The sequence below is a fragment of the Nostoc sp. C052 genome (genome assembly GCF_013393905.1).
Classification (GTDB): domain Bacteria; phylum Cyanobacteriota; class Cyanobacteriia; order Cyanobacteriales; family Nostocaceae; genus Nostoc.
In genome coordinates, this window is the sequence record NZ_CP040274.1 from 28,808 (window position 1) to 51,452 (window position 22,645).

18 protein-coding genes and 2 pseudogenes are annotated in these 22,645 nt (G+C 40.4%); 11 read left to right on the forward strand and 9 right to left on the reverse strand.

Features of this window, described 5'->3' with window-relative positions:
• The first annotated feature begins 1 nt into the window (after position 1).
• Positions 2 to 460 (forward strand): cupin domain-containing protein, encoded by a 459-nt coding sequence (locus FD723_RS34800; RefSeq protein ID WP_179069815.1) that lies wholly within the window; start codon positions 2 to 4, stop codon positions 458 to 460.
• A gap of 90 nt (positions 461 to 550) precedes the next feature.
• On the opposite strand, the pseudogene FD723_RS34805 reads toward FD723_RS34800, so the two are convergent.
• Together FD723_RS34805 and FD723_RS34810 are read right to left on the reverse strand one after the other, a co-directional pair.
• Positions 551 to 673: pseudogene (locus tag FD723_RS34805) on the reverse strand (transposase family protein); the annotation flags it as partial.
• A 490-nt stretch (positions 674 to 1,163) separates the two neighbouring features.
• Positions 1,164 to 1,796: a DUF1003 domain-containing protein gene (locus tag FD723_RS34810; RefSeq protein ID WP_179069816.1), complete on the reverse strand. Its 633-nt coding sequence runs from the start codon at positions 1,794 to 1,796 to the stop codon at positions 1,164 to 1,166.
• A 416-nt stretch (positions 1,797 to 2,212) separates the two neighbouring features.
• Between FD723_RS34810 and FD723_RS34815 the strand changes: the two genes are divergently transcribed.
• The 5 genes from FD723_RS34815 (at position 2,213) to FD723_RS34835 (ending at position 8,242) form a co-directional block, all read left to right on the forward strand.
• Positions 2,213 to 2,983 carry a PRC-barrel domain-containing protein gene (locus FD723_RS34815; protein ID WP_179069817.1) on the forward strand — a complete coding sequence of 257 codons (771 nt, stop codon included), beginning with the start codon at positions 2,213 to 2,215 and terminating at the stop codon, positions 2,981 to 2,983.
• 451 nt (positions 2,984 to 3,434) lie between these two features.
• A complete protein-coding gene (locus FD723_RS34820) occupies positions 3,435 to 4,313 on the forward strand; it encodes an IS982 family transposase (protein ID WP_179064888.1) in 879 nt (292 codons plus the stop codon).
• A gap of 188 nt (positions 4,314 to 4,501) precedes the next feature.
• The gene (locus FD723_RS34825; RefSeq protein ID WP_179069818.1) at positions 4,502 to 6,142 is read left to right on the forward strand and encodes an alpha/beta hydrolase; all 1,641 of its coding nucleotides are present in this window, start codon (positions 4,502 to 4,504) and stop codon (positions 6,140 to 6,142) included.
• 178 nt (positions 6,143 to 6,320) lie between these two features.
• Complete coding sequence (locus FD723_RS34830; RefSeq protein WP_256875333.1) at positions 6,321 to 6,728, forward strand: CHAT domain-containing protein; 408 nt, start codon at positions 6,321 to 6,323, stop codon at positions 6,726 to 6,728.
• 146 nt (positions 6,729 to 6,874) lie between these two features.
• Entirely contained in the window at positions 6,875 to 8,242 is a 1,368-nt protein-coding gene (locus FD723_RS34835; protein WP_179069819.1) for an IS4 family transposase, read from the forward strand.
• Between the two features lie 195 nt (positions 8,243 to 8,437).
• Here the strand turns inward: FD723_RS34835 and FD723_RS34840 are convergent, their stop codons facing one another.
• Complete coding sequence (locus FD723_RS34840) at positions 8,438 to 12,010, reverse strand: NB-ARC domain-containing protein (protein ID WP_179069820.1); 3,573 nt, start codon at positions 12,008 to 12,010, stop codon at positions 8,438 to 8,440.
• 554 nt (positions 12,011 to 12,564) lie between these two features.
• Here FD723_RS34840 and FD723_RS34845 point away from each other — a divergent pair.
• A pseudogene (locus FD723_RS34845) lies at positions 12,565 to 12,945 on the forward strand (transposase); the annotation flags it as partial.
• Between the two features lie 15 nt (positions 12,946 to 12,960).
• Here FD723_RS34845 and FD723_RS34850 read toward each other — a convergent pair.
• Together FD723_RS34850 and FD723_RS34855 are read right to left on the reverse strand one after the other, a co-directional pair.
• Positions 12,961 to 14,133 (reverse strand): IS4 family transposase, encoded by a 1,173-nt coding sequence (locus FD723_RS34850; RefSeq protein ID WP_256875355.1) that lies wholly within the window; start codon positions 14,131 to 14,133, stop codon positions 12,961 to 12,963.
• 17 nt (positions 14,134 to 14,150) lie between these two features.
• Positions 14,151 to 14,345 carry a transposase DNA-binding-containing protein gene (locus FD723_RS34855; protein WP_179069822.1) on the reverse strand — a complete coding sequence of 65 codons (195 nt, stop codon included), beginning with the start codon at positions 14,343 to 14,345 and terminating at the stop codon, positions 14,151 to 14,153.
• Between the two features lie 252 nt (positions 14,346 to 14,597).
• On the opposite strand from FD723_RS34855, the gene FD723_RS34860 reads away from it, so the two are divergent.
• Both FD723_RS34860 and FD723_RS43450 read left to right on the forward strand, forming a co-directional pair.
• On the forward strand, positions 14,598 to 15,731 hold the full coding sequence (locus FD723_RS34860) for an ISAs1 family transposase (RefSeq protein WP_179069823.1): 1,134 nt from the start codon (positions 14,598 to 14,600) through the stop codon (positions 15,729 to 15,731).
• A 653-nt stretch (positions 15,732 to 16,384) separates the two neighbouring features.
• Entirely contained in the window at positions 16,385 to 16,510 is a 126-nt protein-coding gene (locus tag FD723_RS43450) for a hypothetical protein (RefSeq protein ID WP_256875334.1), read from the forward strand.
• A gap of 40 nt (positions 16,511 to 16,550) precedes the next feature.
• On the opposite strand, the gene FD723_RS34865 is transcribed toward FD723_RS43450, so the two are convergent.
• The 4 genes from FD723_RS34865 to FD723_RS34880 form a co-directional block, all read right to left on the reverse strand.
• Positions 16,551 to 17,039 carry an ankyrin repeat domain-containing protein gene (locus FD723_RS34865; RefSeq protein WP_179069824.1) on the reverse strand — a complete coding sequence of 163 codons (489 nt, stop codon included), beginning with the start codon at positions 17,037 to 17,039 and terminating at the stop codon, positions 16,551 to 16,553.
• A 295-nt stretch (positions 17,040 to 17,334) separates the two neighbouring features.
• Positions 17,335 to 18,012, reverse strand: a complete 678-nt coding sequence (locus FD723_RS34870; RefSeq protein WP_306297039.1) for a helix-turn-helix domain-containing protein — start codon at positions 18,010 to 18,012, stop codon at positions 17,335 to 17,337.
• 162 nt (positions 18,013 to 18,174) lie between these two features.
• Positions 18,175 to 18,741, reverse strand: a complete 567-nt coding sequence (locus FD723_RS34875) for a hypothetical protein (RefSeq protein WP_179069825.1) — start codon at positions 18,739 to 18,741, stop codon at positions 18,175 to 18,177.
• 2,165 nt (positions 18,742 to 20,906) lie between these two features.
• On the reverse strand, positions 20,907 to 21,107 hold the full coding sequence (locus FD723_RS34880; RefSeq protein ID WP_179069826.1) for a hypothetical protein: 201 nt from the start codon (positions 21,105 to 21,107) through the stop codon (positions 20,907 to 20,909).
• Between the two features lie 220 nt (positions 21,108 to 21,327).
• Between FD723_RS34880 and FD723_RS34885 the strand changes: the two genes are divergently transcribed.
• Positions 21,328 to 22,164 carry a hypothetical protein gene (locus tag FD723_RS34885; protein ID WP_179069827.1) on the forward strand — a complete coding sequence of 279 codons (837 nt, stop codon included), beginning with the start codon at positions 21,328 to 21,330 and terminating at the stop codon, positions 22,162 to 22,164.
• Between the two features lie 74 nt (positions 22,165 to 22,238).
• The gene (locus FD723_RS34890) at positions 22,239 to 22,529 is read left to right on the forward strand and encodes a hypothetical protein (RefSeq protein WP_256875335.1); all 291 of its coding nucleotides are present in this window, start codon (positions 22,239 to 22,241) and stop codon (positions 22,527 to 22,529) included.
• Positions 22,530 to 22,645 lie beyond the last annotated feature (116 nt).

Consider the following 22,645-nt stretch of genomic DNA (forward strand, 5'->3'; position numbering starts at 1 on the left):
TATGCAGAATAACTCATCACCCAAACCAACAATTGAATACTGGCACGTCTGGACTGACGACGAAGGTATAAGTCACCAATCCTGTTGTCAAATTGAAGACTTCATAGAAAAAGGCATAGCCCCGGATACCTCACCGCAGTGGCTTTCTAATTTGAAGCAGTCTGGTGCTACAATCACCTTTACTGTGCTACCTGTGGGATGGGTTGGTAACTGGCATGAGAACCCGAAACCCCAGTGGATCATACCTTTGTCGGGACGCTGGTTTGTGGAGACTATGGACGGACAGCGAGTGGAGATGGGTGTTGGCGAAATTTCCTTTGGAGAAGATCAGGGCACGAAAGCAGACGCGCAAGGTCATAAAGGTCACTTATCTGGAACAGTAGGCGATGCGCCAGCTGTTCTAATAATAGTGCAATTTGAAGAGACTCCGACTATAGATCAATCTTGTCGATTTAGGTAAGTGGGTTAGTAGTGATCGCTTCCAGATGTGCGTTAGTGTAACCCTTTCATTGCTACTGTTTTCGGTTTTGTGATGGTGTCAACAATGACTTTTTCCCCCTAACCGAAACCTCCCGGAATTGACTAAAATATTTTCTATCCAATGAACAGTACGACAAACTGTTGCCTCTGAAACTTGCCAATCACTGGCGATATGGAAATAAGTTCGATATTCACCAGAGGCGGAACATCTCCGGCTCCGCGCCAGTACATTAAACCTAGAGTGGTAAAACTTGCTAGAGTAGATTTTTCATGATTGAAATAGGCGTAAATAGGTAAACCAAAATTTTCAATAATAACGAATTTACTAGGTTTAAGTTTTTGCTCTAGCTAGTTTTGCCACGCTAGCATTAAACACACCTCTTCCTGGTCTTCCAAACACAGTTTCTTACAACAACCTCGTGTTTCTCTGTGACTGGCAGCACTTGCAGTACCTTGACTATCTCATCAAATGTCACTTTTTTGTCCCACAAAAAGTGAGTCATCTTTTGAATATTAAAATATTCCGCAAATTGAAACTAGTATTAATACTGCCTTATTTATAGCAAAAACACAAATCATATTGAAACTAGTTTTTAGCGATGGCTACGCCCGCCCTATGCATCGCACCTTTTTTGTCTGATCTCAGAAAATCGCGTTGCTCCCGGCTTTGAGACTTTGTTTTGTTACTCCTGAGTTGATATTTCTTCCTGCGATAAATTTGCTAACTCCGATGCTAAGGTTTCTTCCAATAAGTCTACAATTGCATGTGCATCAGTAGGAGACTTCATTATTTCGGCCTCCGGATCAAAGCGATTTTTGACATTGGGAATATCTTGGCGTAATTCCTCAACCAACGCGATGAGTTTAGCGATTTTCTGCTCAGAAAGTAGGTTGAGTTGAAGGCTAAGTTGCGCCCGTTGCTCTGCTAACTTTTCTTGTCGCTCTTGTTTAATCAATACCCCTGTTGTCACCAACAATGAACCCGCAGTCAGTGAAAATTGTAACCAAGGAAATGGAACTTCCTCAATTTTTGGTACGCCTAAACGTCGTGGTAAGAAATTGGGTGTTATCCAGAGAATAATCCCAAGCAGAATACTATACAGGAATACAGGACGACCAAAAAAGACGGTTATCGTTTCTACAAAGCGCTGGTGTTGTGAGACATTTTTTTCCGAACGTCTATGCAATGCGATGATAGTCTCGATATTTTGACTAATAGATTCTGGTAATGGGGCAGTGGGCAGAATCTTTTGATGAGGTATTTGACCCGATACTTGCGGTGAATCACTTGGATTTGGTTGATTGTTGGTTTGCATTGGTAGTCTAGCGTTATGAATCATTCCTTCAACTAACTAACTTCAATTTTGACTGCAAAGCGATACTTGAAGGCAGAAAAAATGCATGAAAGTACCCACAGATAGATTCTGGGAGATTGCTAATAATTGCCTTCTGAATCTAAAACTTATACTACCTAGAATCAAAATCTCATCCTTCAGAGAGGCAGGAAGCTGCTAGTTTGCTGCGATCATTGGGCTGGAGTGGATTTGGGATAATGATCCCTTAAAGCAATTCGCAATTACGTGAAAGTGACGGGGATTTAGCTGAGGCTTCAATTCGCACTGCCTATATTGCTGGGGACTTAAACCCCCAAAGTTCGTTAAATATGAACATCGGTTTGGTTCCACCTCAGTCTATGAATTGAAACCATAAAAAAAGGAGTCCAAAAGATATTATGTCTCTTCATCAAATCGAAGATTTTGATGCCAATGATCATGAACAGAATTATCAGGAGTATGTGAGGGGGTTTGACCTTTACTCCAAAGACGAAAAAGTTGGCTCTGCTGAAGACCTTTTAGTTGATGATGATGGCCACATTCGTTATCTGGTAATCAACACAGGCATGTGGATTTTTGGCAAAAAAGTTCTGCTGCCAATTGGATGGGCTCAGGTAGACTATGATACCCACCGCGTCTATGCAGTCAACCTGACTAAAGCCCAGGTAGAAGCGCTACCTGAGTTTACGGATGGTATGACTGTTGATTTTGATTATGAACATCGGGTTAGACAAGTGTACCGTCCTTCATCTTCATTTAGTGTCTTTGACTCTTCTGGGGTTGGATACGCCGGGTATGGAACTGAACCTCCCGCTTCTACTGATACTCCCACCTCTTCTGGGGTTGGATACGCTGGATATGGAACTGACCCTCCTGCCTCTACTGATACTGCCATCTCTTCCGGGGTTGGATACGCCGGATATGGAACGGATTCTCCGGCCCCTGCCTATATTCCTACCTCTTATGGGGTTGGGTATGAAGGATATGAAAATGCCCTGCCTGCTCCGGGTAGGGCACTCTCACCGGATACTGATCACTGCGATTCCTACCCATATCAGCAAGATCCCTCCTTATATGAAATGAACGAGCAAAATCATCAACGGCTGAAACTGTATGAAGAACGGCTAGTGGCAAACAGAAAACAGCACAAATTAGGACGAACGCTTTAAACAATTCGCAATTCGCTTTTTCGCCCATGACGCTCCTACGTCGCTAACGCAATTACGTTTCCGTGAAAGCGTTGCGTTAGCGAGTCTTCGTACTCTTACAGAGAAGCAAGCCACGCGAAGCGTCTCGTAGAGAGCGTCTGGGGATTTAAACCCCAATCGCATTACAAGCTTTGGCGTTGGGGATGGGGTTTTAAACCCCTTTTAGTAAGATAGTCTTCTGCTCGTAGCAAATCTCTCGTGTACTGCGATATTGGTGTGCCATGCACTTGAACTTGGCAGAAAAAAGGAGAATTGAACGAATGGCACGCTTGTTAAGCTATTTGTTGGGGTGAGGCAGGAGTTATGAAATCTTTGTGCTGCAAGACTATCGCGGACGTATGTAACCTGAGTTCGGGATAAGGAAAGGGACAGGTAGTAAGCTGAAAATAACGTCAAATCCAGCACCTGTCCTATGTTTAGTTTAGAATTTTTGTTCTGTCATGTAGATGATTTTTGTAAGGCGTTTGAAAGCCAATGGCACAAAAAGCTGTTGGTACATGGAGGAATAAGACGGATTCGGGCTAGAAGTCTGTGTTTGAGTGAAATAATGACGATACTGATTGCATTTCATCAAAATCACTACCGGAATTTCAAGCATTTTTATTTGAATCATGTCAAACAGCAATGGAGTTGTGCTTTTCCGGGACTTCCGAGTTATCAACGATTCATTGAATGGATACCATCAACCTTGATACCTTTGTGCGTTTACCTGAAGCATTGTTTTGGACGGTGTACGGGTATCGGTTTTATCGATTCAACATGTCTGAAGGTCTGCCATAATCGTCGGATTTCTCGGCATAAGGTTTTTGAAGGTTTAGCCTCTCGTGGAAAGACTTCTGTGGATTGGTTTTTCGGGTTTAAGCTTCATCTTGTCGTCAATGAACTTGGTCAACTCTTAAATGTGGTTCTTACTCCTGGTAATATTGATGACCGTCAACCAGTTCCTGATTTACTCAGTGATCTGTTTGGCAAAATATTTGGCGATCGCGGATATGTCTCTCAAAAACTGGCTTCTCAACTTTTGCAAGAGTTCGGCATTAAATTTTTTGCCAAACCCCGTCGCAACATGAGAAACCATCTGATGCATCTCCATGACAAGCTCTTATCCCGTAAACGCTCCATTATTGAGACTATTAACGATCAACTCAAGAATATTTCTCAAATCGAACATTCTAGACACCGAAGCCCTGTTAATTTCTGCGTTAACGTTCTGTGCGGATTAATCGCTTATTGCCATCAACCTAAGAAACCCAGCCTTCAGATGGAATGGCTTTTACCTCAATCTGCTTAACCCGAACTCAGGTTATGTAATACTTTTCGGTTTTTTGGGGAAAGGGTTTGAATTCATCTTTCCCCCAAGCCCAGCAACCTTTTCCCAGTCAAAAAGAAAGTTGTTTATGCTTATCTGAAAAGTAGTGGAAGTGGATGCTAATCTCGATCAAATTATCTGATCAGCTAATTTTATTTAAATGACAAGTTATGACTTATGTTTTAGGTAAACAAACCCTTTTGCTCAAAATAGCTTTGAGAATTTTTAGTATAGGGTTACTACCTTTACTAACTGCAAATCAAGCTTTAGGTGCAGAAAGGATAAAATTCAATTACGGTCTTTTAGAAGAATCTATCCCCATTAATTCACTTGAGACTTATGCTAGAACGGGCAAAATAGACGATGAATTAGCTGTATATAGACAGGATGTAGGCAAAAAGCAACTAACTCAATTGCGTCAGGCTTTAACTACTCCTATTCCCTTAAATGAAGTAGAAGTTTCGCAGTTTCTTTATACACCAATTGGGGAGATATTATTAAAAAAATTAGGAAAAGTTATTCAGACAGAATCTAATTTATCAGGATTCTACGCTATTCGTGCTGCATTGATTTTATCAGCCGCAGAGCCAAATAATTTTACACTTTTAAATGTCTTACGTAAGTTTCCTGCAAGTGCAATTTCAATTAATTTAAATCAGAGCTTCCAAATTGTAAATGCCTTACAGGATTTAGTCAATCAAACTCAAAATGTAATAGCCCTTATTAACCAACAATCCCAAGAAAAGGTAAGCAAGACTCCTACAGTTAATAGCGTTCCAGTATTAGACTTAGGAAAACCTGGAAGTTTTCATTTTTTCAAGCAAACTATCAGACTTGATGACGTTTCACGGAATCGGATATTCCCTGCTGATATTTACCTCCCAGTTGCCCAGACTCCTCGAACGATAATTGTCATTTCGCACGGACTTGGTTCTGACAGAACAAGTTTTGCTTATCTAGCTGAACATCTAGCATCTTATGGTTTTGTGGTTGCGGTTCCAGAACATCCTGGCAGCGATTCAAAACAACTGCAAGCATTGTTAGCAGGTACAGCGGATAGAGTGACTAATCCCAGAGAATTTATTGACAGACCTTTAGATATTAAATATTTACTAGATGAACTCACTCGTTTGTCCAAATCTGATCCCACATTTAAAGGACGTTTAAATTTAGAACAAGTTGGTGTAGTCGGGCAATCATTTGGTGGATATACGGCATTAGCATTAGCAGGTGCAAAGATTAATTTTGAACAACTTAAAACCGACTGTGCGTCGTTGGAAGATACATTAAATATTTCGCTTTTACTTCAATGTTTGGCGGTCAATTTACCCCACGTCAAATACAAATTATTTGATGCAAGGGTTAAAGCAATAATCGCGATTGATCCAATTGATAGTAGTATTTTTGGAAAAGCTAGTCTTAGCCAAATAAAAATTCCGGTGATGATTGTATCTGGTAGTTATGATACGATTGCTCCAGCTTTACCAGAACAAATTCAGCCTTTTACTTGGTTAGCAACTCCAAATAAATATTTAGTAGTTATCAATGGCGGAACACACTTTTCTACTATTGCAGAATCACCAAATGCAACCGTACCTGTTCCGACACAACTAATCGGTTCTAGTACAGCTTTGGCACGTCGTTATGTGAAAGCGTTAAGTGTTCCTTTCTTTGAAACTTATGTTGCTGAACAGCCCAGTTATCTTCCATCTTTGAGTGTAGATTACGTGAATACAATTAGTCAGCAATCACTACCGTTAAGTTTAATTAAATCTCTGGCATCTGAACAACTAGAACAAGCGTTTAAATAATTCGTAATTCGTAATGACGCTCGGTCGCCTTTGGCGTCTCCCCTTGGGAGAAGACTCACTTTGCGCGTACCCGGGGATCTTGCTACGCTTTTAGCGTCTGTCTGCGACACGCTGCGCGAAGGTAGAGAGCGCCATTGCGAATTGTTTTAAGACTCATATTTGATTTTTCAAAAACCAAATGGATCATCCGGTATTTAGTAAAGATGATGATCGGTTAAAGCCAAGTGTAATTCAAAGTGGTCAAAATAGAGGTAAAAATCCCAACTCTACTGAATTAAATACTTTAGCAATGAGGCGTTCTAGCTGTGATTCAAATTTTAGTTTTCCTCGCCTTGAAGGGACGCACACAGAAGCCACAAATATTTTGAGTTTAGTTCCTAAATCATCAAGCAAATCAGCTTTTGATTTTGATGTTAATCGTACTACCGTAATGAATCCAGAAATGAGTCAATACCAAATTGTACACTTTGCAACTCACGGATTTTTCGATACTAACAATCCTAAGTGGAATGGCACTAAGAAAAGCTCGAAGCTATGTAGAATAAAGGCTACAGCTTTAATGCCCAGTCCCGCAGTCATGGTATGAGTCAGGCGATGCCTTCGGCAACGTCAGAGACGAACGCAGATGGAGAAATGATGCAGGGTTGCCCAAAAATTTTGTAGTTAGAAAAAGCTTACTCGTTCATGGAATACTTTCTTTGATACGGGCAAGCCAACACTATAATTACTACTGTGACACTACGAGTACAAATTCTCAAGGATAAATTTAGTCAGGGTTTAGGGCTACCTTTCAAAGAACTGTTGCCAGAATCGGTAATAAGACTTGCAATATCTGAGCTAGAAATCAAGTATAAAAAGCGATTGTTTGACCCATTTATAAGGTTGTGGGCATTTTTATCACAGGTTTTAGATATGGATAAAAGTTGCCATAATGCTGTCAGTAAAATAATTGCTCATTTAGCCCAAGAAGAGGTAGAAATCCCTTCAACAGATACGAGTGGTTACTGCCAAGCTAGGGCGAGACTTCCAGAGAAATTATTAGAAAAACTTTTCAATTGCTCGGCACAAAACCTAGAAACGAAAGTGACCCAAGAACATTTATGGTGTGGTCGCAATGTAAAAGTAATAGATGGTTCAACTGTCTCCATGCCAGATACCGTAGAGAATCAAAAAGAATACCCCCAACCTAATACCCAAAAAGAGGGATGTGGATTTCCAATTGCTAAAATTGGTGTGATATTCAGTTTAGTGACAGGAGCCGCTACTGCTGTGTGTATCGACATTATGAACACTCATGATATTAAATTAGCGAGGAAATTGTACAGTTTTCTTAAACCAAATGATGTCCTTTTAGGGGATAGAGCTTTTTGTGCTTATGCCGATATGGTTACGATTACCAAACTTGGTTGTGATGCTGTATTTCGGAAGCATCAATCTCGCACAACAACCATGCGGAAAGGTAAAATTGTTGGCGATTGCGACAAGGTTGTTACTTGGTATAAATCTAAACGATGCCCACAAGGATTGAGCAAGGATGAATTTGATGCTCTACCTTATACCATAACTGTAAGAGAAATTTACTACTACATTGTTATTCCTGGTTTTCGCACTCAACAAGTCAGTTTAATTACTACTCTTTTAGATAAATCTTCTTATTCTACTCTCGAAATTGTTGGGCTTTACAGTAAACGTTGGGATGTTGAATTGGATTTAAGACATCTTAAAACTACTTTGGGAATGGATGTTTTGCGCTGTAAAACCCCCTCAATGGTACGCAAAGAAATTTATGTTTATTTGCTTGCCTATAATTTACTTCGTAGTTTGATGTGGTCTGCGGGTACTACTTACGGCAATCCTCCGTTACGCCTATCGCTGCAAGGTACTCGCCACCATTTAAATAACTTTATTCCCAAATTTTTAGCTGCAACTTCAACAAAACTTTTTCAAATTTATTGGACTTTACTTAAAGTTATTGCTCACAAGGCTGTGAGTGATCGCCCTGGAAGAAGTGAACCACGAGTCCGTAAACGTCGCCCGAAAGCCTACCCCCTAATGACTAAACCCCGGCATGAATTACAAGAGCAATTGCAAATCGCTTAAACCACAAGTGTTTCGGCTTTTCTTAGTGCCATTCCACTATAACCCTTGAAATGTCGTTAATTTTTGGTCAGGGAGCAACATTGGGGACGCAGCAAGCCTTGGAATAAGTTTCATCTCGAATATACCAATCTGCCACCCATACTAAACGCTCAAAGGACAAAGTGAAGCGAAGTAAAACTAGGGAGAAAGTCAATTTTAAATTGCTCCCAGAACTTTTAGAGAAGCAATAGTTGCTTCGGTTAAACCTGTAACGCCAGTAATGTTCATTCCCTCATAAGGTCTTTCGTTTCTTAAAGTTTTTAGGCATTCACCCGTCAAAACATCCCATAATTTAACAGTTTCATCTTCACTGCCACTTACTAAAGTTCGACTATCTGGACTAAAGGCAACTGACCTGATCCAGTGGGTATGACCATGTAAAGTTTTGATACATTGACCGGATTGAACATCCCACAACCTTACCGTTTGATCTACGCTACCGCTAGCTAGGATCTTACCAAGAGGACTGAAAGCAACGGACAATACCCAACTTGTGTGTCCCAACAAAATTTTGAGACATTCACCTGTGCTAACATCCCAGAGCTTGACTGTTTTATCTTTACTGCTACTGGCTAGGATCTTACCAAGAGGACTGAAAGCAACGGACAATACCCAACTTGTGTGTCCCAACAAAATTTTGAGACATTCACTTGTGCTAATATCCCAGAGTCTCACAGTTTGGTCATCACTGCCACTAGCCAGGATATTCCCTTCAGGACTGAAAGCAACAGACCATACTCCATGACTATGTTCCAAAATATTCAAAACGCGACCACTGTTAACATCCCAAAGCCTTACAGTTTTGTCATCACTGCCACTAGCCAAAATTTTACCTCCAGGAGCAAAGGCAACTGACTTTACCCAGCCAGTATGTCCCTGTAATATGTTACAGCATTGGCAAGTACTGCTATCCCACAGCCTTACAAGCCGATCGTAACTGCCACTAGCCAAGATATTACCTTGAGGACTAAAGGCAACAGTTCGGACTCGATTCGGGTGTCCCCGCAAAGTTTTGTAGCACTTTCCATCCGCGACATCCCAGAGCTTGACGGTTTGGTCCTCACTGCTGCTAATCAGGGTCTGACCACTAGGAGCAAAGGCAACAGACCACACTCCATTATTGTATCCCTGCAAGTTTTTTAAGGTTTGACCAGTGCTAACATCCCAAAACCTCACAGTTTGGTCATCACCACCACTGACCAAGGTTTGACCATCGGGACTGAAAACAACAGACCAGACCAAACTGGTGTGTCCCTGCAATGTTTTAACGCATTCTCCTGTGCGAAAATTCCATAGTTTCACAGTTTGGTCATCACTGCCGCTAGCTAGAATATTACCACTAGGAGCAAAGGCGACTGACCTAACACTGTCACTATGTCCTTGATAAGTTTTTAGGCACTTCCCATCTGAGATACTCCAGAGTTTCACAGTTTGGTCATCACCACCGCTAACCAAGGTTTGACCATCCAGATTGAAAGCAACTGATGAAACCGAACTGGTGTGTCCCTGCAAAGTTCTGACGCATTCTCCTGTGCGGAAATTCCATAGCTTCACGGTTTTATCACTACTAGCACTGGCGATAATTTTACCTTTAGGACTAAAAACTACAGATAATACCGAATCACTATGTCCTTGTAAAATTTTGTAGCAATTGCTATCTAAAAGACTCCACAAACGTACTGTCCGATCGTCGCTGCCAGAAGCTAGAATTTCACCTCCAGGACTGAAGGCAACAGATCGTACCGGCTCAGGATGTCCTGTTAAAGTTTTTAGGCATTCACCTGTGTTGACATCCCACAATTTCACATTTTGGTCAGTACCTCCACTGCAAAGAGTGCTACCATTCGGACTAAAGGCGATCGCTCGAACCCAATCAATGTGTCCTAAACAGGTCAAAAGTTGTTCGCCCTCAGCAAAGTCTCGCCACAAGCAAATCTTGCCGTTTGTGTCACTCGCCGCCAAAATTTTTCCGTTGGGGCTGAATGCTAGCGCAGAAATTCTACTGAAATTTTTAGTAAACATCGATTTAGATAAATTAGCATTTTGGAAATTGACTTGATGTAAATTTATACCGCGCATATCTACTTGCCAAAGGCTCAGGTTAGAAAAATCATAACCTCTTAAATCTGTCTTTAACTGACGAAGTAAGCTGACAATATTTCCGCTTGTATACCCAGGTTCAAGCGGAGATTCTGCTTGCAGCTTTACTAAAATTTTATTTAAATGATTTTCTAGTCTTTTTAGGGTTTTAAAAATAGTGAAAAGTTCATTTATAATGGGCTTAATAACTAAGCGTATTTGAGTTTCTCTAGTGTAGTCTTTGGAGTGAGCTTTACTTAAAGCATAATACTTGAGAAGCACAATATTCTGAGTTGCAATTTCTTGATAAGTTTGCTGGATTAATTTGCTAGTTACATACTCCATTACTAGAGAGTGTAATGTGAAGAGTAAAGTACTTTTTTCACTTAGTGATGACTGAAACTTCTCGATGAAACTTCGTCTGATCAAAGATTCTATAGCTTCTAATAATTTGTGTGGTATTACTAATGAATTTAAATCTTCTTGCAATTTGTAGAGTGGAATTGACTCACGATTAATTGCCAACCAGTACATAACCACACGTTCTAAATTAGATAAACGCTCAAACTGCTGCTCTAAAACAGCACAGATATCCCCAAAAACAACTGTCTTCTGGTTCAAAAACTCAGAAATATCACCATTAAAGACATCTTGAATAGTTGTTGCAACTATCTTCAAAGCCAATGGATTGCCACAATAAAGCTCAATCAGTGCTTTTTCTTGGGACTCTGCTCCAGACAGACCTTTGAGGTGAAAAATTTTTTTTCCTTCTTCCTCTTTCAGACCCCTCAGTTGTAATGAACGAACAGCTAGTGCTTGTCCTTCGTGTGAGGCTACGTCTTTAGGTTTTTCACGAGAAGTCAGCACCAAGGAGCTTTGATGCATGACTTGTCCCAATCGTTTTACCAGTAAACCATAATCCTCATATCCTTCTCGATAGCACCCAGCATAAGCGCCTGTTTGCAAAATAGTCTCAACATTATCTAATACGATCAGACAGCGTTGTTGTTGCAAATATTCAATTAATTGTGATATTCTACTACCTACACTTTTTGGTAAGTCAATTTCTAAAACCTGCTCATTAGAGAAAAATTGAATTAAGTTAGCCAGCAGGTCAAAAAGTGGGGGAGCATTGTAGAGCGATCGCCAAATAACATACTCAAACCATCCTTGAACTTTTTGTGCTAACTTGGCAGCTAGAGAGGTTTTACCGATTCCTCCCATTCCCAACAGCGCCACTACTCGACAGCGTTCCTGGATCAGCCATTGCTCCAAGAGAGCAAGTTCATCTGTGCGTCCATAGAAAACAGATACATCCACCATCTCTCCCCAATCAAGACGCTTGGGGGCGTTTAAGCTTTGAAGTTTCGCCAAATCAGGATTTAACTTAGAATAGTCGTGGGGATTTAGCACTAAGTTAAACGCCATGAATAAACAAACAAGCGTTCGTTTGTCAACCCCTTCTTGGTTAGCAAGTATCTTTGCGACTGTATTTGAAGTTAATCCAGCGCGTTCACTTATTTCTTCCAGCGTGTACTTGGAGCCAGATTTTTCTCGAAGTTCCCCTTCAAGTTTCGTCTTCTGAAGCTTTTGCCAGCCTTCACAAGTAAGTATAACGCCACGATTTCGTTTTGGCTTGTGCAGATTCATAAACTATGAATACCTATTTTTTAAAGCAAAAGTTCATGACCAGTCCTTTAAAAGTCGCGATCCCAAGGTTGAGCCACTTGTTGCCCAGATTAATAAAGAAACAAAACAACCTTGGTATACATCTGTGATTATTTGTAGCGAACTGCAAATAGTAACAGTAGATGGTAAATGATGTAATTTCTGTAGTCGAAGTAAATGAATTTCATACTCACAAAAAATTAAGGCTTAAACCTGAAACTACTATTTCTTAATCATATCTTTACTTAAACAGAATTTAATTATAGTATGTTGGGATGTTCAATGTATTCATACCTTAGAAGATAATTTATGTAAAGACGAATTCAACTTTATTTCAAATTATTATTTGAAAGTTGGGGATAATTCTCAAATTCAACTACTAGTCTTTTTTATCTTGGAATTATTGAGTACTTTTGTAATGGAGAACTATATTAAATCGCACTTAATTTTGTGTTAAATTAGCTTTTTGATTTATCAATACACAACAGTAAAACAGGACTGACTTACCTAGAATCTTAGAAGATAGCTAGTTAAATATGTCGCACTACCAAACGAAAACTAACACCAAATATCCAGGGAATTTTGATGGTAAGTATTTAACATCTTTTCAGCGCAAAATGCTGCAAAAAAGCTTACAAGAAAATATACCTAAGTCTTACTGTCAGCGTATCGAAATTATGTTACTGACAGATGAGGGCAAATCTCAAACCACGATTTGTCAGATATTAGGGTGCTGCCCAGCAACAGCCAGGCATTGGATGTATATAGCGCGCACTGGTATGGCGCATCAATGGCAGGATTGTGCAATTGGTCGCCCTAAAGCAGTAAATGAGGAATATTTAGAGCGTTTAAAAGAACTTGTCAGTAATAGTCCCCGCGATTACGGCTACTCTTTTCGGTGTTGGACAGGTAACTGGTCCTGACTTTTCCCGTTAAGTCTCTTTTGCAAGCTGCCAACCTTCACAAAGGTCATGCAATTTTAACCAACCTCGCCACAGTACCTGGATACCAATTGGTGTTTTGCTTCGATGTTCTAGGTAGCCGCCAAGACGAGCGATCGCTTCGACAGCCCAATTAACTGTGAGGAGTTTGGGTAGTTTGGGAGACTTAGCTTTTAAAATCTTGAGTTCAAGGGGATTGAGAACTTCAATTGCCGGAGCTAAAGGCTGAGTGCGGTGGAGATAAGTCAACTGTAAAAGCTCAACAGCAATCACACTCAAAAATCCAATGAGAGTTTTCATCCCCTCAGCAGCAAGCCGATATTTTTCTACCTGACATCCCGACTTGAAAATTTTATGATACTCCTCAACTCGCCACCGATAGGAGTACCAGCGTAAAATCATCAAAGCCATCTCGATATCTGCAACAACTTCTGTAGTTAGCAACATCCACTCAACAGGAGTTTCACCTTCGGGGCAATCCACTTCTGTGGCATAAACAGCATACACAGGTAGCGGGTCACGATTATCAAAACGGTAAGGAGTACGGAGATTAATAGCACAGAATCTGATAGCCAGTTTAGTTTGGCGCTGCGTACGCTTTTGAGTCGGTGGTAATTCGATTTCTTGTTCAAAAATAATGGGTTGTGCTTCTAACTTTGACCACAGACGTTCACTATTGGAATCTAAACTGCGGTTATGAGCTGCGCGAACCAGAACTCCAGTGTGTTGAAGTTGACGAGTTTTATCAAAAACTTCTGTGACATCACCTTCGCGGTCGAAAACATGAATCACTCGTGTTTGCTGGCTTACAAGTTTTTCAACCAAAGTGAGCGCTTCTACCCACTTGTAAGATTCTTTTTGTTCAAACGGGCGGTTTCGGGCTTCTTTCCGGGCTGCGGCTTGTCTTTGTTTTTTTTGTGTTGGGGTTTCATCCAGTGGTGGTTTCGCCTTTGGCTCCCGATTCCACAGTTTTTGCCACAACAACCCAACTGACTGACCATTCTCAGGTTCTATAGCTAATGCACTGTGCAATATTAAACCGTTTCCTCCCTTACCAATTGGGCCGTAACCTTCTTTTTTAGCCTCAATACTGCCATAATCAAAAAAAGTTGTGTCTCCAACACACAGCACTGCGTCGCGTTCTGCAACATTTTCCGCCGTCATCTGACAGTGCGGCTCAATCACGCTTGGAAATTGCACTTTTGGATTGGCAAAAACTCATAGGCTCTCTTGAGTGCTGTTCCACTGCTGAAAACTTCCGACAGTGCTTTGCCGAATCCCATACTCAGAGCATAACCTACCGACATCGCGCGCTCATTCAATCGGCGATCGCCCAGTTCTAAAGTTGCAAAATTCTTTTCCCACCAGTCCAGCATTGCTTGTTACCTTTAGCACCCAATTTTACTTACTGTACCGTATTTGCTGTGCTGTTTATTAAATCCTTTTCCAGCAAGCTTTTCGAGACTTAACGGGAAAAGTCAGGTAACTGGTCAGGGCAAACGCATCTAAATATAGTACACATATACTAAAAAGCGACAAAGGTAGCGATCGCTGATGGGATGGAGGTTGAGTAATGAGGCATTGATGATAAAGTCATTCTAGAAGTAGAGGAAAGCCCCTAAAAAAGCGTGAAGCTCAAGCCAAAAATTACGATTGCTGACCACTTTGCTTTAATGGAAGACCCAAGAATAGACCGCACGAAGCGACACAATTTAATAGACATTCTCACAATTGCTTTATGTATAGTGATATGTGGAGCAGACAGTTGGGTGGCAATTGAATTGTATGGCTGCACAAAATATGAGTGGTTAAAAACATTTTTAGAGCTACCAAACGGAATACCATCACACGATACATTTGCACGAGTCTTTGCACAATTAAATCCACAGCAATTTCAGTCATGTTTCTTAAATTGGATTAAGTCAATCCAGATCAGGACGGATAGTGAAGTTGTAGCAATTGATGGCAAAACGTTATGTGGTTCTCATGATAAAAGTAGTGGTCAGAGTGCAATTCAAATGGTGAGTGTATGGGCAACTACAAATAGATTGGTGTTGGGACAAGTAAAGGTAGATGAAAAATCCAATGAAATTACAGCAATTCCAGAGTTATTAAAGGTATTAGAACTGTCTGGGTGTATCGTAACAATTGATGCAATCGGTTGTCAGAAAGATATTGTAAAGTTAATTACACAGCAAAACGCAGATTATGTAATAACTTTAAAAAAGAATCAAGGAAATCTCTATGATGAAGTTGAAAACCTATTCAAGTCAGGGATAAGCACAGGTTTTCAAGGGTTTGGACATAGCACATATAAAACAGAAGAAACGGGGCATGGTCGTCATGAAATTCGCCACTATGTCATGTTATCTGATATTCAATCTCGGCTTGACCCTAATTCAGTTTGGTCAAACTTTAATAGTATTGGGATGGTAGAATCCGTCCGGCAAGTAAATGGTAAAACAACGGTGGAGACTCGTTATTTTATTAGTAGTCTTAAGGATAATGCCAAAAAATTTGCTAATTCTGTTCGTAGTCACTGGGGAATAGAAAATTCATTGCATTGGGTATTGGATGTAGCTTTAAAAGAAGATGACTGTCGTAGGGGAAAAGATAATGCTCCACAAAATTTTGCAGTAATGCGGCACATAGCAGTAAATCTTTTAGGTAAAGAGCAGCGTGTGAAAAGGGGAATCAAAAATAAACAGTTTTTAGCAGCAATGGACAATAAATATTTAGAAAGAGTTTTAGCTTTAGCATAAACTAGCCTGGCAACAATTTAGTTATGATTATTGCTTATTTTTAGGGATCAGCTTACTTAGGGGTTGCTGAATAGTCAGTTAATTTATCCTTAGACAAGAGTTCTTTCATTAGAGATAAGCTAACTTATATGTTAGTAAAAGGAGCGATTTGTTATGTTTATATTTTTGTCAAATTTTGCACTTATATAAATGATTTTGAAATCCTCATTAGTTTTTATTAGGAAATAAGGTGCGTTTCCCCTGGGTAACTGGTTGAGTCAACATTTGGCAAAAGACTTGGGAATTCAGGTAACTGGTCAACATATTAATCGACTGCTAAAGCAAATGGGGCTATCGATTCGACCAAAACCTATCACTGCTGAGGAAAACACAATAGAAAAAGCGAAGGGTTCCAAAATTTTAATTGGGGACCTAAAAACAGCAAATACGCCAGATCATACTGAATTTTTGCCTATTAACTTTGCAAAATTAGGAACAGACTCAAGCATTCATGGTGCAAAATCTATCAGATCCGTTAGTCTCTCTGGAACCTATGGGAGAGGGAAATTATTTAATCGCTGATTATAGCTTTTTATTGAACAAAAATAAACTATTTATGTTCTCAAAATTTTCCTGACTGATGTCGAGTCAACACAGTTGGGAGCAATGCGATTTTGTGGGATGATTCCAAATTGAGTGCGATCGCTAATGTCCACACAGAGATAAAAAGTAATTGCTTCTTGCGTTATTTTTATGATAAACAGGATTTACGCAATTGGCACAGGGCGATCGCAAATTAGCAGTACATTTGTACTGCATTAAAGGCAGAAGGTTTGAGATTCAAGCATAGTCCGCTTCATACTTAGAAATGATGGCAACAATCTCTTTACACCCACTTTTTTTGGCAATATCTAAAGGAGTGTCTCCATTCTTGCCTTTGATATCTAACCTAGCACCTGCGTTTAGGAGAAGACTGACTCCTTCAATATTGTTCTGCCAAACCGCATCGTGTAAAGCAGTGTATCCGTTATAAGGGCCCTGAGCGTCTATATTAATCCCATATTGAATCAGAATTTTCATGACTTCTGGATGCCTCAAATAGGCAGAAGCATGGAGTGCAGTGGCCTTCATATTTGAGTCAACCGCGTGAATATCAGCACCAGCGTCAAGGAGTAGTTTCACCATTTCTGATTGACCGTTAGCAGAACTGACGAGCAAGAGGCTATTTCCACTGCTATCTATTTGGTTAACGTTTACGCCAGCTTCAATTAATTTTTTAGCGTCTTTAAGGTTGTTATTAATTACGGCAACAATTAAATTAGTACTCATATTTGTAGCATTAAGAAATAAAGGCTGTTTTTAAAACAATTTCAGTGAGTCAACTTAAGCTCCGGCGAATAGAATTCGCGGCTACACAGGCTTAGTCCGCGTAGGCGGACTAACGGAAAATCAAGGTTTTGAAACCCAGGATCGGTAGCTTTTGTTTGTGTAGACGCGGTTTCTAACCGCCCGTTTAACGTTAAGTTGACACCAATGGGCAGTGCCGTGCCCCTACACCAGGCAATATAATGTTGTACTTCTCTCTTAGTCTTGTTCAGAACTCAAATAGGAGTCCTATATATTCTCAAGTTGATACCAAGGTAATTTGTATCGAACCATTGTCTATTTTTGCAACAGAACCATTTTGACTTTTTAACATAAGTACTTCATCAGCTAGGGTATTCTTATTAAAAATTGCAGCAATCTCTTGGATACAAGACTGCAATCGTTGAGCTTCTGCAAAAGTGACAGTTGTGGGTTCTTGGTTGATTAATTCAGTTGAACTTGCCTTTTGTGGGACTCTTTCCCATCGCGGGATACTCTTGCTCCGATGGCATCTTCGCCATGTTTGCGGGGTTGTATTGTGGAGCCGGAGAAACTGGCGGCCGAAATGGCGTCTATCTAAATAGCCCACTGCTTCAGCAATTTGCTCCACCGACTGGTCTGTTTCGAGAAGCAGACGGCGTGCCTCTACCATACGACGCTCAACAATCCAACAGAGCACGGTTTTTCCAGTCTCTCGCCGTACAAGGTCAGTGAGGTACGCAGGGGAACGACTAACTGCCTCAGCTACTTCTCTAAGACTAATTGAATTCTGATAATTTGTTTCAATAAACCGAAAAACATGGTTTAGCAAAGGTTGGGACTGAAGCAAGAACTTTTCAAAACTTGTCAGTATCGCTGTATTAATAGCGATGTTAAGGTTACAAGAGTCAATGTCATTTAATAAGTAATTAGAGTCCATCACTTTAGCCTCGTTCATTGTATTAAATAGACTTCGATTTCATGTCAGATTATCTGAATTAGAGCAGACTATAAATATTTCTATGTTCAAGTCAGTCATCAGTTAATTTCTACAATAATTTTTCTTAGTCTCATTCTCTTTTTACATTCATTTATAACTCTTCACTGATAACTAATTGGGTTAAAGCCTAATCCAATACAGCAATTCCTGAGAGGCATAAACATCGCGATAAAAACTAAGTTGTTCGCATTTTAAGTAGCACGCACCTTGGTGTCCGCGTCGAAGCAAAGTTTCGTTTCCCTTCGCGATGACTTCGTTCGTTTCATCGTCAAAACAATTCCATTCAGAATAGACGACTTCGCCATTGAACATAACAATTGGCCAAGCTATGATTACACTTGGTTGGGCGAGAATCGCCCACCGATTTACTTCTCTGTTTGTCGCTGCGGTTCTGCCATAAAAAGATCCATCAGCGCAGAGATAAACCAGACTATTAGCATACTCACCTGCTAGAATGTCTCCCCGTCCTTGTCGTAGCGCTTCACAGTGGGTTGGCCACCAATCTTTATTTTCCTGTTCTACTTGCTCTAAACTGTATTCTAAAGTTATTTTAGGTAAAGTATCATCACGTAGAGAAAGATATATCTCTGCGTCTTTGAGTAGTTTTACTGCTAGTTCATTAGAAACTAGCTCCGGTTTAGAGTAATCTACTAACAGGTCATTGTAGTAGTTGGTTTGCTTCGTCATTTTAAGCCTTTACAATTTTAAACCAATTTTCTATGTGTATGCACCTAATCCTGAATGCCTATAATCCTTGTTTGATAAGAGTTTGGAGAACCTAGGTTTCTGTGAAACCTTAAGTGGAATCGATATTAGGATGGGGTAGTTTTCACAAAGCTAGTTGTCAAATTAACGACTGAGCGAGGTGGTAAAGAGTTATAAAACCGATTACTTTGTTACTTTTTCGTGCTGCGATCGCATCCTAATTTTTAGACGCTGGTAAGATTAAATCAATATGCAACAAGGCTTTGAACCGAAAAATCAACACGAGTTTCACCACATTAGGAGGGCTGCTCATAGAAACATCAACATGGATGAACAAAATTTTGAGAAAGTTTTAACTTTTTCCCTGTAAGTGCTATTACTAAAAGTCATAGACGTAATATGGTATTACAAACAAAATTATGCTTCTAGCAACGGTACGCTCCTTACTCCAAAGAAATCAAAAAGTAAAAGCGTTCTTGTCCAAAATCTGTACATATAGCAGTCACCAAAATTAGAGGGAAAGTCCCCGTGCATTACTTAAGGGGTTTCACGCGATAAGTTAGTGCTAAGAGACCCTGAGAGTAAGTATTTATCTCAAAGGCTTTATGTGTAATTATCTATATCAAGATAGATTTTAACCAGTTAAGATAGAAAACTTAAGCGGAAAAGTTTGTGTTTTTGAATTGGATCTTAGGCAAAGTTCCAATGTAAGGGGATTTTAGCCGATAGTGAATGTAGATAACAGGTTTTGCTAACTTGGCTAAAATTGGCATCTCGCACCATTCTCAACCGACTGGCTATTTTACAGCAGTTTTCATGTTTTTAAACCAGACTCTTGTATTCCTCTCTGCGTCTGGGCACCTCTGCGTGAGATAAAAAAGATGTGATTCATTTACCTGAAAACAGCTGTAAGTAATTTGCACAGGGACAATTGGCAAATTAATTGGGAATTGGGTGGTAAATCCCAATGGCACGCTCGTTAAGATGAAATCCTTGCTATGGCAGGATGTAATGATCTTTTATACCAGCCTAAACAACCCTCAGAGAATATATTTTTATTTACCCTATTCCCTAAAAGGGGGAAATTCAAAGCTCTCTCCTTGAAGAAGCTGCGGTGTACACACAAGTCGAAAAAAGCTCAATTTCCCATTGTTCTCTCGTTCATCTGCTTTGCTAATGAAGTCTGAAATCGCGCTATTCCTTATGTATCAATCCTTTTAGGCTTAATAGTACATTTGTGCAAATACCTTTAAATTTGAAAGAGAGAATGTCACAGGAAAAAATAACTTATCTTTATCTTAAGTTTCTTATCTTGAGTTGCAAAAGTTTTGTAAAGTTAGCAAACTTAACTGCAACAGGCATCTGTCAATCAACTACAGAGAGGAGGGTGCGTAAGATGAGCAATCAGCAATGCTGCGAAATTTTTGATTCCTCTACATTGCCTCAGCATAAACTCCTTCCGTTGCAGATTGAGTCTGCTACCCAACGGTTTTGAGTATCAGCAAGGTACTTTGGCAGGATATGAGACAGGGGAGTATTTACTTTTAATTCTCCCGCTACCAAGTGGAGTCCCCCAATGACGGAGGTTTCCAAGAGGGAAGACAAATGACACTGCCCATGCTTTGCTTCTTTCAGCAGCACTGCAACTAAAAAATGTGGATTAAATAAACTGCAAAACTTGGTTTAAAGACTTTTAAATACCAGGTTAGCCGATGAGCAAGAATTGTAAGTTACGTTTAATGTGAATTAAGTCTTGAAATCCTTGTAATTTCGTAGGTAGTCCCAAAACAATGATTTCGAGCGAATCTAGAAACCCTTATGGGATAAGAGGCGTTTCTAATTCACATCAGGCGTAAGTTAATAAATCCACGTTCCTAAGGGCAATTTGGATTTTGTTTGACGAGATCCGATCAAAATAAGTGTTGCTTCTAATTAAATGTGCAGGATGGTAATCAAACACATGCTGTGTGCAATCCATTTATAACTCATAAAACAAAAGCTTTCTGTTAGTTTTCCTAAACCTTTTACACGAATGAAGCTGCTTGTCAATCAGGCTTCTGTCAATATATAAATCCTAAGGGGATAGGATTTTTTCGCCATTTAAGTCATCTTTAACTACCTCTTTTCTTGCGAATGTCCAGCGAAACTCACAATTGGACATTGCATTTCTCAAAGAAAGTCAGCAAATTGCCTATGTCTTGATAGCCAAGGCGGTGGTCAAGATGCTGGAAGACATAGAAATGCAATATGCATTTGGTCTTTAGCGGGGTGCGATGGCGTAACCGCCCTTTCCGGTGGCGATCGCATTCCTCTGGCATTCTTATAGCACAAGCTGTAACACAGTTCAATTTAGTTACTTGACTGGCGATTTTTTGGAATTGTTGCTTAATAACGCCTAAAGTAGCTCAAACCTTTGTACAGTCTACATTTTAACCATTCAAAATCAATCGGCTTAAATGCTTGCTGTGCTGGATTTTATGGGTTATTTAGCTTATTTAGCAACAACTCTATTATTGCCACGAGTGACTTGCCCCAATTCTGTAGCAACCGTAAGTGAGGAAACGAACTATGGGTAATTACTTTTTAATTGATACTGAATCAGCATGTTTCGTGCCTGACGAAACAGCGATCAAGACTGCTAACTACACTCAAAGGCATCGACGCACTTCTGTTGGAAGTAGCGATCGCACTGCCTCAAATATGAGTCATGCAGAGAGGATGGCTGAAACTCAGAAGCTTTTAGATAGAGCGATCGCAGATGCTTGGTACACAGTCAAGAGCGATCGCAGACCACCAAAACTAACCCGTACACGTTGGGTATGGCGACTTACAGGTCTTTACCATCTGTGCCACTCCACCACTCGACTGATGGAGGAAGCTGCTCAAGGCTTTGCTTCAGCAAACCGCAAGAGTTTAGCACAATGGGCTACAGAAAAAGCCAGAGAGGAAGCGGGTCACGACCAACTTGCCTTGCTCGATATCCGGTCGATGGGATATAAAGCCGAAGCTGTTGTGGAAGCACTTGTTCCTCCCGCTGCAAAGGCTTTGATGGATCACTTTACCAGAAGCGTGCGGGACTCAGATCCAATCGATTGCGTGGGGTATTCCTATACGGGGGAACGCCTAGCGATATGCAGAGGAGTAGAGTATATCCAGATGGTAGAGTCATTGCTACCACCGGATACCAATGCTACCCGCTGCCTGCGAGTACATAGTGCTGTTGGCAGCGATGTCGAGCATGTAGAAGAGACGATTGAGATGATTGCAGAGCTTAGTGATGATGAGCGTGTCCGCGTTGCGAGAGCCTGTTACAAAGCAGCATTGTTGCGCTTTAGCCCACCTAAGGAACACTACATATCAGATGAGGAAATTCAGAATGTTTTAAAACCACTAGTGCTCACTTAATAACTGAACAACCAAGGACAACTCGTCTAAAACAACTTTGACATTATAACTCAAATAGCTACAAGGAGAAGAGAATGAAAACTACACCAGCTACAGTTATCGATCAGCAATCAATGGAAACTACACCAGCTACAGTTATCGAGCGGCAATCAATGGAAACTACACCAGCTACAGTTATCGAGCGGCAATCAATGGAAACTACACCAGCTACAGTTATCGAGCGGCAATTTTTGAGTTCTGATTATTGCAGCCTCATTAGAAATAGCTTAGAGGTTTTGAATAACATGGAGATCGATTTGGAAAGCATTATGCTTAGGGAGTTCGCGCGAGGATTGCCAAGTGACATTGACGGCGGCGATCTTTAGTTGTTGCTTGCCTGTGTATTTTAATAAATCAGGTTTGAGCTAACACTTGATGTCCCTGATTGTCTAGTCACTATCAAGTGAGTGTTTAAAGAAGCTTTGAGGCTGGTTTAACCTAA

What these genes read in the sequence shown, in the direction of transcription:
- FD723_RS34800 (WP_179069815.1), top strand. Translation starts at nt 2, where the DNA reads ATGCAGAATAACTCATCACCCAAACCAACAATTGAATACTGGCACGTC.
- FD723_RS34810 (WP_179069816.1), bottom strand. Translation starts at nt 1,796, where the DNA reads ATGCAAACCAACAATCAACCAAATCCAAGTGATTCACCGCAAGTATCG.
- FD723_RS34815 (WP_179069817.1), top strand. Translation starts at nt 2,213, where the DNA reads ATGTCTCTTCATCAAATCGAAGATTTTGATGCCAATGATCATGAACAG.
- FD723_RS34820 (WP_179064888.1), top strand. Translation starts at nt 3,435, where the DNA reads ATGTTTAGTTTAGAATTTTTGTTCTGTCATGTAGATGATTTTTGTAAG.
- FD723_RS34825 (WP_179069818.1), top strand. Translation starts at nt 4,502, where the DNA reads ATGACTTATGTTTTAGGTAAACAAACCCTTTTGCTCAAAATAGCTTTG.
- FD723_RS34830 (WP_256875333.1), top strand. Translation starts at nt 6,321, where the DNA reads ATGGATCATCCGGTATTTAGTAAAGATGATGATCGGTTAAAGCCAAGT.
- FD723_RS34840 (WP_179069820.1), bottom strand. Translation starts at nt 12,010, where the DNA reads ATGAATCTGCACAAGCCAAAACGAAATCGTGGCGTTATACTTACTTGT.
- FD723_RS34850 (WP_256875355.1), bottom strand. Translation starts at nt 14,133, where the DNA reads ATGACGGCGGAAAATGTTGCAGAACGCGACGCAGTGCTGTGTGTTGGA.
- FD723_RS34855 (WP_179069822.1), bottom strand. Translation starts at nt 14,345, where the DNA reads ATGCTGGACTGGTGGGAAAAGAATTTTGCAACTTTAGAACTGGGCGAT.
- FD723_RS34865 (WP_179069824.1), bottom strand. Translation starts at nt 17,039, where the DNA reads ATGAGTACTAATTTAATTGTTGCCGTAATTAATAACAACCTTAAAGAC.
- FD723_RS34870 (WP_306297039.1), bottom strand. Translation starts at nt 18,012, where the DNA reads ATGAACGAGGCTAAAGTGATGGACTCTAATTACTTATTAAATGACATT.
- FD723_RS34875 (WP_179069825.1), bottom strand. Translation starts at nt 18,741, where the DNA reads ATGACGAAGCAAACCAACTACTACAATGACCTGTTAGTAGATTACTCT.
- FD723_RS34885 (WP_179069827.1), top strand. Translation starts at nt 21,328, where the DNA reads ATGGGTAATTACTTTTTAATTGATACTGAATCAGCATGTTTCGTGCCT.
- FD723_RS34890 (WP_256875335.1), top strand. Translation starts at nt 22,239, where the DNA reads ATGAAAACTACACCAGCTACAGTTATCGATCAGCAATCAATGGAAACT.